General features: G+C 59.3%; 15 protein-coding genes and 1 pseudogene. 10 read left to right on the forward strand and 6 right to left on the reverse strand.

The annotated features are described in order from the left end of the window. Positions 1–61 precede the first annotated feature (61 nt). Positions 62–745 carry a Fe2+-dependent dioxygenase gene (locus ACSYTG_RS02130; RefSeq protein ID WP_489783946.1) on the forward strand — a complete coding sequence of 228 codons (684 nt, stop codon included), beginning with the start codon at positions 62–64 and terminating at the stop codon, positions 743–745. A gap of 117 nt (positions 746–862) precedes the next feature. Then, on the forward strand, positions 863–1,468 hold the full coding sequence (locus ACSYTG_RS02135) for a YceI family protein (RefSeq protein WP_415420405.1): 606 nt from the start codon (positions 863–865) through the stop codon (positions 1,466–1,468). A gap of 17 nt (positions 1,469–1,485) precedes the next feature. Here ACSYTG_RS02135 and ACSYTG_RS02140 read toward each other — a convergent pair whose 3' ends face one another. The 5 genes from ACSYTG_RS02140 to ACSYTG_RS02160 all read right to left on the reverse strand — a co-directional run bounded on the left by ACSYTG_RS02140 (position 1,486) and on the right by ACSYTG_RS02160 (position 4,425). Beyond that, positions 1,486–1,905 (reverse strand): hypothetical protein, encoded by a 420-nt coding sequence (locus ACSYTG_RS02140; RefSeq protein ID WP_489783945.1) that lies wholly within the window; start codon positions 1,903–1,905, stop codon positions 1,486–1,488. A 73-nt stretch (positions 1,906–1,978) separates the two neighbouring features. Continuing rightward, positions 1,979–3,181 carry a histidine-type phosphatase gene (locus ACSYTG_RS02145; RefSeq protein ID WP_489783944.1) on the reverse strand — a complete coding sequence of 401 codons (1,203 nt, stop codon included), beginning with the start codon at positions 3,179–3,181 and terminating at the stop codon, positions 1,979–1,981. After that, on the reverse strand, positions 3,178–3,441 hold the full coding sequence (locus ACSYTG_RS02150) for a hypothetical protein (RefSeq protein WP_489783943.1): 264 nt from the start codon (positions 3,439–3,441) through the stop codon (positions 3,178–3,180). The genes ACSYTG_RS02145 and ACSYTG_RS02150 overlap by 4 nt, the downstream gene beginning before the upstream one ends. 55 nt (positions 3,442–3,496) lie before the next feature. After that, positions 3,497–3,676: a hypothetical protein gene (locus ACSYTG_RS02155; RefSeq protein ID WP_489783942.1), complete on the reverse strand. Its 180-nt coding sequence runs from the start codon at positions 3,674–3,676 to the stop codon at positions 3,497–3,499. Positions 3,677–3,849: 173 nt separating this feature from the next. Continuing rightward, positions 3,850–4,425 carry an RNA polymerase sigma factor gene (locus ACSYTG_RS02160; protein ID WP_489783941.1) on the reverse strand — a complete coding sequence of 192 codons (576 nt, stop codon included), beginning with the start codon at positions 4,423–4,425 and terminating at the stop codon, positions 3,850–3,852. A 493-nt stretch (positions 4,426–4,918) separates the two neighbouring features. Between ACSYTG_RS02160 and ACSYTG_RS02165 the strand changes: the two are divergent. Continuing rightward, positions 4,919–5,575: pseudogene (locus tag ACSYTG_RS02165) on the forward strand (YfdX family protein); the annotation flags it as partial. A 491-nt stretch (positions 5,576–6,066) separates the two neighbouring features. Here the strand turns inward: ACSYTG_RS02165 and ACSYTG_RS02170 are convergent. Next, positions 6,067–7,485, reverse strand: a complete 1,419-nt coding sequence (locus ACSYTG_RS02170) for a helix-turn-helix domain-containing protein (protein ID WP_489783940.1) — start codon at positions 7,483–7,485, stop codon at positions 6,067–6,069. A gap of 130 nt (positions 7,486–7,615) precedes the next feature. On the opposite strand from ACSYTG_RS02170, the gene ACSYTG_RS02175 reads away from it, so the two are divergent. The 7 genes from ACSYTG_RS02175 to ACSYTG_RS02205 all read left to right on the forward strand — a co-directional run bounded on the left by ACSYTG_RS02175 (position 7,616) and on the right by ACSYTG_RS02205 (position 17,210). Beyond that, the gene (locus ACSYTG_RS02175; RefSeq protein WP_489783939.1) at positions 7,616–9,178 is read left to right on the forward strand and encodes an MmgE/PrpD family protein; all 1,563 of its coding nucleotides are present in this window, start codon (positions 7,616–7,618) and stop codon (positions 9,176–9,178) included. A gap of 36 nt (positions 9,179–9,214) precedes the next feature. Further along, on the forward strand, positions 9,215–10,384 hold the full coding sequence (gene prpC, locus ACSYTG_RS02180) for a bifunctional 2-methylcitrate synthase/citrate synthase (RefSeq protein ID WP_489783938.1): 1,170 nt from the start codon (positions 9,215–9,217) through the stop codon (positions 10,382–10,384). Continuing rightward, a complete protein-coding gene (gene prpB / locus ACSYTG_RS02185) occupies positions 10,381–11,313 on the forward strand; it encodes a methylisocitrate lyase (protein WP_086645781.1) in 933 nt (310 codons plus the stop codon). Before prpC ends, prpB begins: the two co-directional genes overlap by 4 nt. A 52-nt stretch (positions 11,314–11,365) precedes the next feature. Continuing rightward, entirely contained in the window at positions 11,366–13,348 is a 1,983-nt protein-coding gene (gene acs / locus ACSYTG_RS02190; RefSeq protein ID WP_489783937.1) for an acetate--CoA ligase, read from the forward strand. 197 nt (positions 13,349–13,545) lie between these two features. After that, positions 13,546–14,775 carry an MFS transporter gene (locus tag ACSYTG_RS02195; protein WP_086645783.1) on the forward strand — a complete coding sequence of 410 codons (1,230 nt, stop codon included), beginning with the start codon at positions 13,546–13,548 and terminating at the stop codon, positions 14,773–14,775. A 25-nt stretch (positions 14,776–14,800) separates the two neighbouring features. Beyond that, positions 14,801–15,976, forward strand: coding sequence for a thylakoid lumen protein (locus ACSYTG_RS02200; RefSeq protein WP_489783936.1), 1,176 nt, complete (start codon positions 14,801–14,803; stop codon positions 15,974–15,976). Positions 15,977–16,073: 97 nt separating this feature from the next. Continuing rightward, positions 16,074–17,210, forward strand: a complete 1,137-nt coding sequence (locus tag ACSYTG_RS02205) for a thylakoid lumen protein (RefSeq protein WP_489783935.1) — start codon at positions 16,074–16,076, stop codon at positions 17,208–17,210. The last annotated feature ends 22 nt before the right edge of the window (positions 17,211–17,232 follow it).

Raw genomic sequence — 17,232 nt, forward strand, 5'->3', positions numbered from 1 at the left:
ATAATCATTCGCATAATCACCTATAAGCGGCCCATATAGCCAACCCAAGGAGCACAGGCGCATGCTGGTCCATATTCCCAAAGTTCTGACGGAGGAGGAGGTCGCGCGTTTCCGCCAGATTCTGGAGCAGCAGAACTGGGTGGATGGCAAGGTAACCGCGGGGGACCAGTCCGCCAAAGCCAAATACAACCTCCAGATTGCGCAGGACAGTGAGGCCAGTAAATATCTGGGGGACCTGATTTTGCAGGCACTGGGCCGCAACCCGCTGTTCCACAGTGCGGCCCTGCCACTGCGTGTTTATCCTCCCCTGTTCAATCGTTACGATCAGGGCATGCAGTTTGACATGCATGTGGATAACGCCGTCCGGCCCGTGCCCGGCACGGGGTTCCGCCTGCGCACGGATGTTTCCTCTACCCTGTTTTTAAGTGGACCGGATGAGTATGACGGAGGGGAACTGGTTATTCAGGACACGTACGGCCAGCAGAGTGTCAAGCTGCCAGCGGGGGATATGGTGGTGTACCCGTCCACCAGCCTGCATGCGGTCAGCCCCATTACGCGGGGGAGCCGCTGGGCATCATTCTTCTGGACCCAGTCCATGGTGCGGGACGACACACAACGTGCGTTACTGTACCAGTTTGACTGCTCGATTATGGAAACACGCAAGGCCCTGCCCGATAACCACCCCGCCGTACTGGGGCTGACCGCAACCTACCACAACCTCATGCGCCAGTGGGCGGAGCTGTAACGCATCAGGCACCGCCACAGATGGCGCACCATGAGCCGGGCAGCCTTTTGGCCCATGGGGCGTTAACAGGGGGTATGGAGCGGCCCAATGGCTGGATGCCGCCATGAGGGAGGTTTTATGGCAAGACGTACAGCTCAGGCAGTATTGCTTATGGGGGTCGCTTGTGCAGGCATGGCCCTGCCATATGCGCGCGCGCTGGCTCAGCCCCAGCATGTGGTGCTGGGGCCGGCCAATACACAGGCCCACCTGTACGCCAAAACAGCCGTGACCAGTATTGAAGGGAGCTTTGAACAGCTCAAAGGCAACCTGACCTACAACCCCGAGGACCAGAGCTGCCATGTGGAACTGAGCATGGCTGTGCAGTCTCTCAAGGTCGGGTCGTCCGTGCTGCGGGGGATCATGCTTTCTGGCATCATGCTGGATGGGGACGACCACCCGAGCATGACGTTTGTCGGGGATTGCAAACCCACAATCCGCCAGGGCAAACCGCACACCCAGCTTGTGGGCCAGCTGAGCATGCGGGGGCAGACCCACCCGCTCACCTTTGATGTGGCCATGCATTTTACAGGCAATACCCTCACCCAGATCCAGAGTGATGCCACGTTTGACCAACGCCAGTGGGGGGTTAGTACGCTCCTGCATACAGTGGACCCCATGGTGCGCACGCAAACGCTTATAAACCTTGGCCCAAGCCCGGCCTGCCCGCCTGCCACACCCCGCTGAGTGCGGGCCTGAGCAGCCTACAGGTCTGCCTGTTCGTCCATGCCTGTGCGGTGGTGGGGAGGGATTTGCGGGCGGATGCGGAGGTAGGCATCCTCCTCCGTTTCGTCCGGTTCTATGCCCAGCCAGTGGGGTTTGCGCTTAATAACCCAGTCCAGCATATGGGCGCAAACCTTGCGGCACAGGGCAAAGTCCTCTGCCAGCAGGGTAATGCCCAAGGGGAGCATCCACAACCCCAGCACGGGCAGGAAGGAAAACAGCCCCCCTACAACCAGCAATGAGCCAGCAGGCAGGCGCAGCCACTTCTGCCTCGGTTCGCGTAGCCAGAACAGCCAGCCCCGTGTTTTGTCCGGTAGCCGGACAAGCAGCAGCGCCATGCGGCGCTGGCGCAGGAGTTCGGTGGGGTGGGCCGCCCCGGTTGGGGTCCGTGCATCGGTCATGGTACATGATATGGGGTGTGAGCAGGGTGTTTGCAAAGGCATCCCGCCCCCCATATGCGCGGTGGTGTGGTGCCTACCGGGCAGGCTGCAAGGTCTGGAGGGACGAGCCTGCAGCAATGACCTGCATGGCCAGTGCCGGAGTGGGTGGGGCCAGAGTGCGTAGGGCTTCCAGCCCCTGATGGAACAGCCGGACAACAATGTAGGGGCCATGTGCCGTGCGCCACAGCTCAAAGGCCAGTGTTGTGTTGGGGGCTGTGGGGTCTGGCTGGTCGGCAAAGGACCAGTCCAGTCCGTACAGTGTGGCCAGTGCATCCAGATTGGTGTCGTGCCCGGCCAGCACGAACAGTTTTGTCTGCCCGGTTACTGCGGGCACACCCTCCACTGGTTTGCCGTCCAGCGCACTTTGCACGGCCGCGGCCATGGGGGCACCTTTGTGGGCGGCCAGTGTGGGCAGGCGGCGGACAAGCCAGCTTTCCTCCGTATGGAGGGGGAACACCTGCCCGATCAGGGTTGCGGGGTCATGCCCCCCAAACGGTTCGGCCTGTGCGGGCATGCCCTGTGTGTATTCCAGCAGCAGGTTTTCGGCCGCTGTGCCACCGGTGGCAATGCCGCCTTCCAGGTGGGGTTTGCCCTTTTTCCAAGCTAGCGTGGCTTTGTTGGCGCTCAGGCAGTGGGGGGTATCGGTTGTGCAGGCGGTGGGGGCCAGAACGGCCTGCAACGTGCTCATGCTGGCTTCCACCGTGGGGGGCAGGGTGCGCGCGCGCTGGTCAAACTCCCGCGTGATGGCGCTTTGTTCCTGCGTGCTGAGTGGTGCTGGTGAGCCTGCAAAAATGGGGTCTTCCTGCCCATCGGGCAGGTTGCTGGCGCGCAAGCCGCAGGCCGGTGCAAGCTGGTCGGCCCAGATGCTCCCGCTCTCGCGCGTGCGGTGGTCCTTGGCATCGGCCCATATGGCAATGCTGGCAGGTGCGGGGCAGTTGCCCTGCTGGAGCAGGCCCGCCAGCGTGTAGTGCTGGCGCACCAGTTCCACCATCTGGGCCAGTGCCTGCTTGCCGTGCGCGGTTAACTCACCGGGGGCTACGGGCCATTGTGCCCATGCGTGGCCGGTCTGGGCCTGCAGGGTCTGGGGTGGTTTGGTGGGGCTGCGTATGCCGTGGCGGGCAAGCAGCACCACCCGTTCCAGCACGGCTCCGTGCTGTGTGGAGGGAAGGGGGGCTGAGGGCGCTGCAAAGGCGGGCGTTGCCACAAACAGTGCGCAGAACAGGGCAAGGTGTCTCATGGTACGGTCATCGCAAGGTTAAAGAATACACTGCGCCCGGGGTTGCGCCAGTAAAGAGGGGCATCACCATAGCTCTGGTTCCCCGCAAAGTTGGTGATGGCGCGGTTGTTGAACAGAGTGCCAATTTTAAGGTTGGGCGTAATTTCGCGGAACACGCTGCCAGCATTGCGGATGCGCCAGCCCGGCGCAAGGTCGGCTGTTATGTTGCTGCCAATTTTGTGCTGGTTGGCAAACTGTGTATTGCCTGCGGCGTTGGTCATGCTGTCCAAGCCCCAGTATTTGCCAATAATGGAAAAATAGGTCCCTTTTTCGCTCTCATAGAGCAGGCCAAAAGAAGTCAGTATATTGGGGCTGGAACGTGATGATGTCGTCCATGCTAACTAGCGGAATAATGTTATTGTTGATGACGTTGCTTTGAATGCGCGATGTGGGTTCCGTAATATTCGCCGGCACAACCGCGGGGGGCAGGCGTATGGCATGGCCCAGAAGGGTCATGTGTTCGTCTGTATTCTTTTCTTTTGTTGCGCTGGCATGCCATATGGCTCTGGCACGCAGGAAGGTACTTTTGTGGCGTATATCCTGCTCAAGCCATTACTGGAATGCCTGCTGCTCGCTTGCGCAAAGGGGGGCTTTGTCCAGTCTGGCTGTACCATTGCGCCGCAGTCTCGTCAGGGCTGGTGCTTGCGAGAGTGGACAAGACGCGGGCGCTGCTCCACCTCAACGGTCATTTCCCTCTCTGATTGCGCATATTCTCTGGAAAGAAAAACAAGTGCGCGGGCAAGCTGTTTTTCTACAATATTTTCAGAAACATTCAATTGCGCGGCACATTCCTTTTGTGTCAGGCCACGTGCGCGGCGCAGAACAAAAATATCCCGGCACCGGGCGGGAAGTTTTGCAATGGCTTTTTCAAGGAAGCGCATTTCCTGCCGGGCAGATGCCACCTGCTCGGCGGAGGGGGCCGTATCTGCCAGCGTGTCTGCCTGTATAAGAGCAAGGCTGGTAACTGGCACAACCCGTGCGCGCCTGTAATGCTGCATAACAAGGTTACGGCAGACCGAAACAAAATAGGCGCGCGGGTTGGTAATGGATGACCACTGTGCCTGCGCCATAACAACGTAGGCTTCATGAATAATGTCGTCAGCTTCAATATTGGCGTAGCGGCGTAACCCGGCGCGGATATGGCCTTCATGCGGGAGAATATGGGTGGCCAGCCAGATGCTGCACTCGTCTGTCGTGTGTAACAATCGAACCCTCTGCCCCGCCGGTGTGGTTGATTGGCAGGCATGTAGCAAGCGCATACCCTGTGCAGTGTGACACTTGCATGACAAGGGGCGCCCGATGGGGGGGGTGTGCCTGCACGGTGGATGCGCGGCATTCACACCAACTGTACACATTATCCACAGGCTTATGCACCGGAGCATCCGCAGAATCTGTGGGCGAATCTAACGCAAAGGGCTTTTTTTGCGCGTCAATAGGGCGCAGGGGGGCTGGGGAGAGCAGGGCCGCAGCCATGCCTGTCTGGGGTGCTGTGCCTGTTTTTACAACATGGCAGTATTGCGTAATGGTTGGTCAGTTCAGGACTTGCACGGCCAGTAAAGCAAAGTTTTCAAAAATAATAAATTTTTTAATGCTCTTTCTTTTGCATTCAACACCTTGAGAAACGTATTTTGCTAACCAGATATTGAGTTTGAATCCTTAATACTTTGGTGTTCAACATTTTCGGTCAGGATTGTTTTTATGCGTTTTAAGGCATCTCTTGCGGCAGTGGCCGCTCTTATGGTCAGTGCTTCGGCAGCGCATGCCGGGGCCATTCACACAGATTGGGAAAAGTTCAAGGCCGGGCGTGCCCTGCACCACCTGTCTGTGGATGGGCAGAAAGCCTTGCAGGATGTGCTGGTCGCGCGTGACCTGCTGGCGCAGGGCAAAACGGATGCCGCCATCCCCCCGATTTACGATGCGCAAAAGCGCTTTGTTGCGGCACAAAAGGATAACCGGCGGTTTTATGCGGCGGAAGACCAGTTGCAGCCTGCCCCCCAGCACCCTGTTTCTGCCACCCATAAGCCCACAACCGGCGCTGTGACGTGGATTCCCGTTGGTGGTGAGTTCATTCTGACCGAAACTCTGGCCCCCGATAAAAAAGCCGCCGCCCAGCAAGCCAACAAAGCCCTCAAGGCCGGGCAGAACGCACAGGCCCAGCAGAACCTGCAGGTAGTGGGCGAAGATGCCGACTTTATTATCGCGCTTGCCCCGCTGGAACAGACCAAAAGCACCCTGTACCGCGCCCGGGTGCTGACCGAGGGCCGACAGGCCGCACAGGCAAAGGAGGCACTGGACCAGTTGCTGGATAGCATTGTGTTTGTCTCGGACGATTTTGTGGACCAGTCCGCAAATTCCCAGTCCCCGGCACAAGCCCCAGCGCAGGCTCCGGCCAAGGCGGCAACTCAGGGGAGTGCTGCTGTAACGCCAGCCCCGGCTACGGCCCCCGCGCCGGCGGCTGCTCCCAGTGTTGCGGCCCCGGCTGCCGCAACCCCGGATGCCTCCAAGGCCGATTCCGCTACGGGAAGTGCCCACTAAAAGCACTGATAAACCAAAGGCTTGTAAGAATAACGCAAGGGGTGGCGAAAAAAATTTCGGCACCCCTTGTTTTTTCGCTTGCTCTTTAATGAGAATCGTTCTTATTATCATCTTGTCGCGGTGATGAAGGCGTTTCTGCTGGTGGGGCAAGGGGCATCACCGCGACAATCTGTGGTTGTCGTGACTACCGTAAAAAACTATCCCCCCTAAACTTCCGGGCTGTTTTGCATCCCCGGTCAGTCCGGAAGGTTCTTTCTTCTCCTCCTACCCCTTGCCCTACCAGCACCAAACCCGCTCCCTGAGCGGGTTTTTTAGTGTTCGGGCACAGCCCTGTAGGGCACAACCCCGCGCGCATTGCTGCCTGTATCCAGCACCCTGCCAGAAACAGGGAGCGAGCGGTGGCTGCATAGTTCCCGCCCACAGGCCCGGCATCCGGGGCCAATAGGTACAACCAATGTGTGGTCCGCCAGATCAAGCCCGGCGGCGTAAACGGTTTTTGCCGCATCTGCTATGGCGCAGCCCAGCACAATGGCAATCTGGCGGGGGCGGTCGGCGTAGCTCAGTCCTTCCCGCCCAACAGTGCGTGCAACATTCAGATAAATGGAATCATCAGTTGTCTGCGAAAGCTGGACCTGAATCTGCCCCGGTGTTGCAAAGGCACGGAACACGTTCCACAACGGGCAGGGCCCGCCAAAACGGGCCTGAGAAAAACGGTTGGCCGAAAAACTTTTAAGAATATTGCCAGCAATATCCAGTTTGAGAAAATAGAACGGAATCCCTTCCGCACCAAAGCGCTGCATGGTGCTCAGGCGGTGGCAGACCTGCTCAAAACTGACGCCAAAGTGGCGGCGCAGGTCGTCCACATCATACCGCATGCTCTGGGCCTTATGCAGGAAGCGCGTATAGGGCAGGATGAGTGCTCCGGCAAAATAATTGCCCAGATACACCCGTGCGAGTTCCTGCGCATTGCGCTCCTTTGGGCCTTCGCGGCGCAAAATGTCTGTCATCAGGCGGGTGTGTTCCAGCTGGCCTATAATCTGGGCCAGAAAAAACAGTGTGCTTTCTGGCGGCTGGTTGTGGGGGAGCTGCACCTGGCGTTTATGCCGGTCAATCCGCCAGACCAGCCCGCGTTCCTGCATATCCGTATTATGGGTTATACCCAGCCCGTGCTGGTTACGCAGGTGTTGGGCAAGGGCTACGTCCAGCGATGCATCCGTGCTGATAAGACGTTCGTAAAATGCCTCGGCTGCACAATCAAGTTCATGAAAATAGTTGTTGTGGTCCTGCACCCAGTTACCAACGGCCTCGTAAGGTTCAAGCGGGGGTGTGCTGGCCAAGGGGGCGTGTGCGTGCCGCTCCTGCTCAAACGTGTATGCACGGTAGAGAGTTAAAAATGCCTCGCACAGTTCGGGGGTCTGGCGGGCGGCTTCCGCCATTTTGGTAAGTGGTAGTGGTGAGTTTTTAAAAATCGGGTCGGCCATGGTCTCGCGCAGTGCCTGCACGGCATGGGCTTCGCGCGTGTCGGCAAACCATGCGGGGCTCAGGGCAAAGCGTTCGCACAGGTTTTGCAAAAGGTGGTCGGGCAGGGGGCGGTGGTTGCGCTCAAGCTGGTTAAGGTAGCTGAGCGATACGCCAACACACTCCGCCAGCACGGCCTGTGTCATGCCCTCGCGCTGGCGGAGCTGGCGCAGCCGGTTGCCAGCAAACAGCTTGGTTTTGGTTCTGGGCATGCTCACCAACCTTCACAGACTTTGCAACGAGCGCGAATTCCTTCGCTTCTTTTTACTCTTATTCCTCTGCTGCTTTACGCAACAGTCTGCAACTGTTTCCCCAGATCACAAGATGGCAAGGGCCGGAACAATGCAAAATCATGAAGTGCGCGTACACCCAGAGAGTGAACGCCTGAACCGCGCAGACCAGCTGGCCTGGAAAATTGCACAGGTCGCGGCCGACCCGGTTGCGGTGGAACCTGCTGTGGCAGATATGATCATCAACCGCATGATTGACAATGCCGCCGTAGCCATGGCCTCGGTCAACCGCCATTCGGTCATGAGTGCCCGGACAGAAGCACTCGCCCACCGCAGGCCCGGCGGGGCCACGGTGTTTGGCATGGGGCCGGATATACGGGTCCATGCGGAGTGGGCGACATGGGCCAATGGCACCGCTGTGCGCGAACTGGACTACCACGACACCTTTCTGGCGGCTGAATACTCCCATCCGGGGGATAATATTCCCGGTATTCTGGCCGTGGCGCAGCAGTGTAACCGCAGTGGTGCGGACTTGATCCGCGGCATTGCCACTGGGTATGAAATTCAGATTGATCTGGCCCGCGCCATATGCCTGCACAAGCACAAGATTGACCATGTGGCTCATCTTGGCCCATCAGTCGCGGCGGGTATTGGCACGTTGCTGCGCCTGCCGCCTTCAGTCATTTATCAGGCTATCGGGCAGGCGCTGCATGTCACCACCGCCACGCGCCAGAGCCGCAAGGGCGAGATTTCGTCCTGGAAGGCATACGCCCCGGCCCATGCAGGCAAAATGGCTGTGGAATCAGTCGATCGCGCCATGCTGGGCGAAACATCCCCCACCCCGATCTATGAAGGGGAGGATGGGGTTATTGCATGGATGCTTGATGGTAAAGATGCGCATTACACCGTGCCCCTGCCGGGTATGGGCGAACCCAAGCGGGCCATCCTGTCTTCTTTTACCAAGGAACATTCAGCCGAATACCAAAGTCAGGCGCTGATCGACCTTGCCTTCCGCATGGGCAAAAAAATCAGCAACTGGGAGGATGTGGAAGATGTGCTGATCGAAACCAGCCACCACACCCACTACGTGATCGGCACCGGCTCCAACGACCCGCAGAAGTTTGACCCACAGGCCACGCGGGAAACACTGGACCATTCCATCATGTATATTGTGGCTGTGGCATTGCAGGATGGATGCTGGCACCACGTGCGCTCCTACGAACCCGAACGGGCGCGCAGGCCCGATACGGTGCGGCTGTGGAAAAAAATCCACACGATTGAAAAACCCGAATGGACACAACGCTACCATGAGAGCGACCCCGACAAAAAAGCCTTTGGCGGGCGTATTGTCATCCGCCTGAAAAACGGCACCGTGCTGGCAGACGAGCTGGCCGTGGCCAATGCCCATACGCTGGGGGCAACGCCGTGGCAGCGTGCGGATTACATTCAAAAGTTCCGCACCCTGTCAGAAGGTATTGTGGCTCCGGCGGAAGTTGAGCGTTTTCTGGCCGCCGTGCAGCGCCTGCCAGAACTCGGGGCGGGGGAACTCCACCAGCTTGAACTGCATATTCCGCTACAGGACATGCAGATCAACAAGGTGGAAGGCATTTTCAACTTCGGCCAGTCTGCTCTGGGTGCCAAAAATACCAGGCAGACCGCGGCCCTCACGTCCTGACAGACACATAAAGACCAAGGCAGGGGAGCAACAGCAATGCACACCGAACTGCACCGCACAAAACCCAAAAAATCCGTGGCCCTGTCCGGCACCGTGGCGGGCAACACGGCCCTGAGCACCGTCGGCCATAGCGGGAATGACCTGCATTACCGTGGGTATGACATAAAAGACCTTGCCCGTGCCTGCACATTTGAGGAGGTCGCCTACCTGTTGATTTACGGCTTTTTGCCCAACACGGCAGAGCTGGAAGGGTATAAACGCCACCTGAGGAGCCTGCGCGATATTCCCGATATTGTAAGGGCGGCTCTGGAACGCCTGCCGGCTTCCACCCATCCTATGGATGTCCTGCGTACGGCGGTGTCCGTTCTGGGGTGCGCCCTGCCCGAGCGGAGCGACTGCCCCGCCGCAGGTGCGCGGGAAATTGCGGACAGGCTGGTAGCCTCCACCGCATCCATGCTGCTGTATTGGTACCATTATTCCAACCACGGGCGGCGGATAGACACCCATACGGATGATACCAGTGCAGGCGGGCATTTTTTGCACCTTCTGCATGGGACCACTCCCCCCGATAGCTGGGTGCAGGCCATGCACACATCGCTCATCCTGTATGCCGAGCATGAGTTTAACGCCTCTACCTTTGCCGCGCGTGTTGTGTCGGGCACCGGGTCGGACATGTATTCCGCCGTAACGGCCGCCATTGGTGCGCTGCGTGGCCCCAAACATGGGGGCGCGAACGAGGTGGCGCTGGACATCCAGCAACGCTACCACACGGCGGACGAAGCCGAAGCGGACATCCGCCGCAGGCTGGAGGCCAGGGAGGTGATTATCGGCTTTGGCCACCCGGTGTACACTCTGGCCGACCCGCGGAACGAAATTATCAAGGAAACGGCAAGGGACCTCTCCCGCCGCAACGGCACCATGCGGCTCTATACCGTAGCCGAGCGCATAGAGCGGGTTATGGCTGAACAGAAAAAGATGTTCCCTAACCTCGACTGGTTCAGTGCTGTTTCCTACAACGCCATGAACATTCCCACGGCCATGTTCACGCCTGTTTTTGTCATGGCCCGTGTGACCGGCTGGTGCGCGCATATTATGGAGCAGCGCATGGATGGAAAAATCATCCGTCCCTCCGCCAATTATACCGGGCCAGATGCCCGCCCGCTCATCCCTTTGCGTGAACGCGATGGACTGGAGTTCGCCGCATGACCTATCTGGTAGGCAAGGACCTGCCCGCAACGCCTGCGGGACAGCGTTTTAAGGACATGATGCACCGCAAGGGCATTATGCAAATTCCCGGTGCACATAATGGGCAGGCGGCCCTGCAGGCAAAGGACTGTGGGTTTGGCGCGCTCTATCTTTCGGGCGCGGCCATGACCGCCAGCATGGGGCTGCCGGACCTTGGTATTATTACCATAGACGAGGTGTGTTTTTTCATCCGTCAGGTTGTGCGTGCCACGGGCCTACCCGTGCTGGTGGATGGGGATACCGGGTATGGTGAAACCCTGAACGTGATGAACATGGTCCGCGCGTTTGAGGAAGCCGGGGCCGCCGCCGTGCATATTGAAGATCAGGTTCTGCCCAAAAAATGCGGACACCTGAATGACAAAAAACTCGTCTCCCCTCAGGAGATGGCGCAAAAAGTGGCCGCCGCCGCCCGTGCCCGGCGTGACATGGTGGTGATTGCGCGCACGGATGCCGCTGGCTCGGAAGGGCTGGATGGCGCGGTAGCCCGTGCACGGCTGTATTATGAGGCCGGGGCAGACGCCATCTTCCCCGAGGCTTTGATATCGGAAGATATGTTCAGGGAGTTTGCGCGCCGCCTGCCTGATGTGCCCCTGCTGGCCAATATGACCGAATTTGGCCGGTCCCCCTATTTTACTGCCTCCGAGTTCGAGGCCATGGGGTACAGCATGGTCATATGGCCGGTCAGTTCCCTGCGGGCGGCCAACCGGGCACAGGCGGACCTGTATGCCACCATTGCCCGCACGGGGGGCACACAGGCCATGCTTGAGCGGATGCAAACCCGCGAGGAGCTGTACAAAACGCTTCGGTATTATGATTATGAAACACTCGATGCAGGCATTGTGGCCACGGTTCTCCCGCACATTGGACAGCCCGACCGCAACGCAGCCTGAAAACCGCAGACTTCTGTCCCACACAAACAACAAGAACAGGGGATACAAGACCATGACGGACCAAACACTCATCCCGGCGCGTGCCTACCCCCATTACCCGGCCATTATGTCTCCGGAGCAGTTGCAGGCCATGCGTGAACATGCCCGGCGCGACCCGGACGGGTTCTGGCTGCAACAGGCGCGGCGCATCCACTGGTGCTCGCGGCCCACACAGGGCTTTGCCGGCAGTTTTGAAAAAGACGTGTCCATAAGCTGGTTTGCAGATGGCACGCTGAATGCGTCGGTCTGCTGCATAGACCGCCACCTGACCGAGCGGGGTGATCAGGTTGCCCTGATCAGCCAGCGCGAGGCCGCAGGCCGCTCGGAAAGCCTGACCTACAAGGACCTGCACGAACGGGTCTGCCGTCTGGCCAATGCCCTGACCCATCTGGGGGTGGAAAAAGGGCACCGCGTGGCCATCTGCCTGCCTATGGTGGCAGAGGCGGTTGTGTCCATGCTGGCCTGCGCGCGCATTGGTGCGGTGCATGTGGTGCTGTTTGGCGGGTTCTCGGCCGAAGGTATTGCCGAGCGTCTGGTGGATAGCGGGGCTGTGGCTGTTATTGCCGCCAATATGGCATGGCGTGGCAACAAGCCCGTGGCGTACAAGCAGAGCATGGACGAAGCCCTGCGTAAGGCCGGGGGCAATAGTGGCGTGCACTCCATGCTGGTCGTGCGCACATCGGAAGAAGCCGTGCCCATGCTGCCAGGCCGGGACTACGATTTTCATGATTTTGTAGATAATTTCGAGGCAGATTTTGTGCCCGCCGTCATGCGGGCAGAGGACCCGCTGTTCATGCTCTATACCTCGGGTAGCACGGGCAAGCCCAAGGCGGTTGTGCATGCAACGGGTGGGTATATGGTCTGGGCGGCCTACACCATGGGCATGGTCTATACCCACCAGCCGGGCGATGTGCTGTGGTGCACGGCGGATGTGGCCTGGATTACGGGGCACACCTCGGTTGTGTATGGCCCGCTGGCCAATGGTGGCACCACCATGATCTCGGACAGTCTGCCTACTCACCCCCAGCCGGGGCGGTGGTTTGAGCTGATTGATGAATACAAGGTGAGCATGCTCTTTACCGCGCCCACAGCCGTACGTGCCATGATGGCCGAAGGCGATGCGGTGGTGAACCGGTATAACCTTGGCTCCCTGCGCCTGCTGGGTGTTGCGGGTGAACCCATAAGCCCCGATGCGTGGCTGTGGTACAACGATGTCGTGGGTAAAAAACGCTGCCCCGTGGCCGATACGTGGTGGCAGACGGAAACCGCAGGCATTGTGCTTGGCCCCATACCCGGTGTGCATTCGCTCAAGCCCGGTTCGGCCACCATGCCCCTGCCGGGGGTGGAAATGGCCATACTCGACCCGCAGGGTAAAGTGGAGCAGGGTGCTGCGGAAGGTGCTTTGTGCATTGCGCGCTCATGGCCCGGTCAGGCGCGCACCATATGGGGTGACCATGCCCGTTTCTGCCAGACGTATTTTGCCCTTGCACCGGGCCTGTATTTTACAGGCGATGGCGCAAGGCGGGATGAGGACGGGTATTACTGGATAACCGGCCGCATGGATGATGTGATCAACATTGCCGGGCACCGCCTTGGCACGGCAGAGGTGGAGGACGCTCTGGGCGCGGACCACAGGATTGTGGAATGCGCGGCCGTGGGGGTGGAGCACCCGGTCAAGGGGCAGGCGCTGGTTGTGTTTGCCATCCCCCGCAAGGATGTAACCTCCGGGCTGGATGAGGAGGGCATAAGCCGCCTTGTGGTGCAGTTGATCGGGCGGTACGCAGCACCGGAGGCGGTGTATCTGGTGCCCGATCTGCCCCGCACACGCTCTGGCAAAATCGTGCGCCGCCTGTTGCGCAAGATCGCAAGTGGGGATACCAATGAACTGGGTGATCTGTCTGCCCTGAGCGATCAGTCCATTGTGCCCATGCTGCGCGAGCGCGTGTGGGGACAAATGGCCTTTGGGCAGCCAGAAGCAGTGCAGGCCCGAGCCTGAGGCTTGGTGGCCAGCACGCAGCGGAATCTTGCTAAGCGCGGCAAGACCGGGGGGGTCGAGGCGGTAACGCCCCGGCCCTTCTGCTTATTCAGGCCATAGCCTGCGCGTGGGTCTGGCGTATTCGTGATTATTCCTGCGTGGCAAAGCCAATGGCGGGCATGCCACAAGGTGGGTAACCGGCAAGCAGGAGTACCCCCATGGCCGCCACTGCTCTCTCCCCCATTGACCGTACAACAGCCCGGCATGTTGTGGCCGCCTCCTTTTTGGGGTGGATGCTTGATGCCTGCGATTTTTTTATTGTCCTGTTCACGCTTGATAATGTGGCCCGCAGTTTTTCCACCTCGCTGGAGGTAGTGCTGCTGGCCCCCACACTAACCCTTATCACCCGGCCCATAGGGGCTTTTGTATGCGGGCGCGCCGCAGATGCGTACGGGCGCAAACCGGTGCTGATCGGCACAATTACCATTTACTCGCTGATCGAGGTCTTATCGGCCTTTGCGCCCACGCTTACGGTTTTTCTGGTTCTGCGTGCCCTGTTTGGTGTGGCCCTTGGAGGGGAATGGGGGGTTGGCACCTCCCTGATCATGGAAAGTGTTCCACCGTCATGGCGGGGCACGGCATCGGGCATTTTGCAGGCCGGGTATCCGGCTGGGTATCTGCTGGCTTCACTTATGTTCTTGCTCCTGCCCGTGCTGGGCTGGCGGGGGCTGTTTGTGCTGGGGGGCGGGGCTATTGTGTCGGCCATTTACATCTGGCTGCGTGTGCCCGAAAGCCCGGACTGGCTGGCCCGTCAGGCACAGGGGGCAGGGGCCGAGCGCCCGCCGGGCATGCTGGCGGTTGCACGCCAGAACATGGCTCTGTGCGTGTTTGCGGTGGCGCTTATGGCGGCCTTCAACTTCATGAGCCACGGCTCGCAGGATTTGTATCCCAAGGTGTTTCTGGCACTTGAGCGGCATGTGCCTCCTCCCTCCATTACCCTGCTGGCCGTGCTGTACAATCTGGCGGCCATTGCGGGCGGGGTGGTGTTTGGCGTGCTCTCCCAGCGCATCGGGCGGCAGTATGCCATTGCCGTGGCCGCAGCGCTGACCATTCCGCTGCTGCCGTTATGGACCCTGCCGCACTCCATTTTCTGGCTTGGGGTGGGGGCTGTGTGCATCCAGTTCTGTATTCAGGGTGCGTGGGGGGTGGTACCGGCTTATCTGAGCGAGCTTTCCCCTGCTTCTGTCCGTGCTACGTTTCCGGGGCTGGCGTATCAGTGTGGTAATCTTATTGCGGCCAGCAACGCACTTGTGCAAACCCGGCTTGCAGGGTGGATCGGGGCAGGGCTTGCTCCCGCCCTTATGCTCACTGTAGGGGGAGCAGCACTGGGAGTGCTGGTGCTGACCCTGCTGAACGCCCGCCTGCACCCGCAAAGCAGGCTGGGCTGAAAACCACAGACACGGAGAGGCATGCATGTACCGCCCAAACATCTGGTTCGCCCGGCTGCGTGGCCTTCTGTCGCTTGGTCTGTGTGGTGTGCTGCTGGCTACTGTTGCCAGCACTGCGGCCCCTGCCGCAACCAAGGTGGGGGTGGATGACCAGCGTGACCCGGCCCCGGTCCAGCCGTTGGCCAGCGCACTGGTGTTTGACAGGTTCGAGCACATAAAACCCCGCTCCATGGAGCTGAAGTTTACGGATGTCTCCGTGCAGGTGGATGTGGCAGAGCACCAGCCCTGTCCGACCCGCGGTATTCTGATGGATGATGAGGGAGAAGGACCCTCCCCCGGGCAGGGGCAGTTCTGCACGGTTGCCACACTGGTTGCACAGGCTCCGAACCATCCGGCGTTCCGGCAGGTTATTGCCTCCCTGCTGACCGGGGATAACGGGGCGCTGGATACGCTGCATCTTGCCCTTTACCAGATGGAGGCGGGGGGTGGGCCACCTCAGCTCCTGCTCTCTGGTTACACAGGCGGCGCGCATTGCTGCACGGTCAGTGCTCTTGTTGGCGCAGACCGCACTGGAACATGGCATGTGAGCGCACTGCCACCTCAGGACGGGGATGGCGTGTCCGGTGTCGTAGACATAAAACACGATAACGGGCGGCAGCTTATCTTTCTGGACGAGCGCTTCAATTACAGGTTTGAAAGCTATGTCTGGTCGGTCAAGCCAATTGTGATTTATGAATACACACAGGGGCAGTTACGAAATGTCACCACGCAGGCGGCTTACCGGCCTTTCCTGCGCGCGTATTTCAGGCATGACTTTGCTCCTAATAACATGAGCGGGTTTGACCATGGGGCCGTGAATGGCTTTCTGGCCGCATATGTGGCCAATAGTGCCAACCTTGGCCAGTTGCAGGCCGGGTGGCAGTTCATGTTACGCCATTATAACCGCAAGACGGACAATACCGGTGTCGTCTGGTGCGCGCTGGACAAGTCCGTATGGAGCCGAGCGGGGCAGGAGGATTGCCCGGCACCGTATGTGCGTACGGTGCCATACCCACAGCAACTGGCCCTGTTTTTGCTGCAAACAGGGTATATTACGCACGCCCAATGCGTGGCTCTTGGGTATGACCCGGAAAAAATACAGCAGGCGCAGGAGCAGGTTATTGCGCGCACAACGGCCCGGTGGAAAGCAGCGCACCCGTAAAAGAAGTGTCTTTAATTTATAACAATCTATTCAAAACCTTCTGCATGCGCCTGCAAAGCGGGCCGGGCAGAGAAGATACAAAAAGAGATATGTGTTCATGCGTTATTTAAAGCTTCCCCTTCATCTGTGCCTGTTTCTGGCGGCTGTCTGCGGCACGCAGGCTCTGGCGGCTCCCGCGCAGGATGCTTTTTCCGCTGTCGCTCGGGATGTTGGGCCGTTTGCCAGTGCAATTGTTTTTAACGCTGCGGATCGGTCATTTTCTCAACCTCTGAGTGTCACTGTCGGGGAGTTGAGCATGCGGGTGGAGTTTGCCGAGCACCAGCCCTGCCCCTCCCATGGCCTGCTGGAGTGGGAGGAGCAGGCTACGCTTTCACGCTCAGGGGGGCTTTGCAAGGTTGCCACACTGGTGGCCAGTGCTCCGGGGCACCCTGATTTCAGGCAGGTTATTGCAGCGCTCGGAGGCGGAGGAAAAGGGACACTTAGTGATCTCAACCTGTCTTTTTACTATCTGGAGCAAGGGGCAGTGCTGCCACAGGTTCTCCTGTCCGGTTTTACGGGGGGAACGTATTGCTGTCTGGTCAGTGCCATTGTGGGGGCAGGGGATGCGGGTCAGTGGTATGCGGTTCAGCTACCCAAACAGAATGGGTCGGGACCGCCCTCGGTGGTGGATGTTGCTCATGATGGCGGGCGGCAGTTCATTTTTCCGGATAAACGGTTTGATGCCGTTTTTCCCTCGCATGATCTGTCTGTAGGGCCGGACGTTATTTATGAATACGCGCAGGGGAAGCTGAATGTCATCACCCGGCAGCCCCGCTTCAGGCCGTACATAAAGCTGACCGTCAGGATCTTGCCAACTGAGGAGGATGTGCCTGCTCCCAGAAGCCGCGAGGTTAACGGGTATCTGGCAGGTTATGTGGCAACCAGTGCTAACGCCGGGCAATTGCAGGCCGGGTGGCGCTATATGCTGGCACGTTATAACCCGCAATCACCTTATCTGCTAAAATGGTGCACGCTGGATAAATCCGCGTGGGGTAAAGGGCGTACGGCCTGCCCGGCACCGTATGTGCGTACGGTGCCATACCCGCAGCAACTGGCCCTGTTTTTGCTGCAAACAGGGTATATTACGCACGCCCAGTGTGTGGCTCTTGGGTATGACCCGGAAAAAATACAGCATGAACAGGATGCAATCCGGGCGGCAGCCACGGCACACTGGCGCGCAATACACCCCGGCTAGGCCTGCGCGCACCCTTTTGCGC

Source organism: Acetobacter sp. ESL1128 (assembly GCF_058505085.1).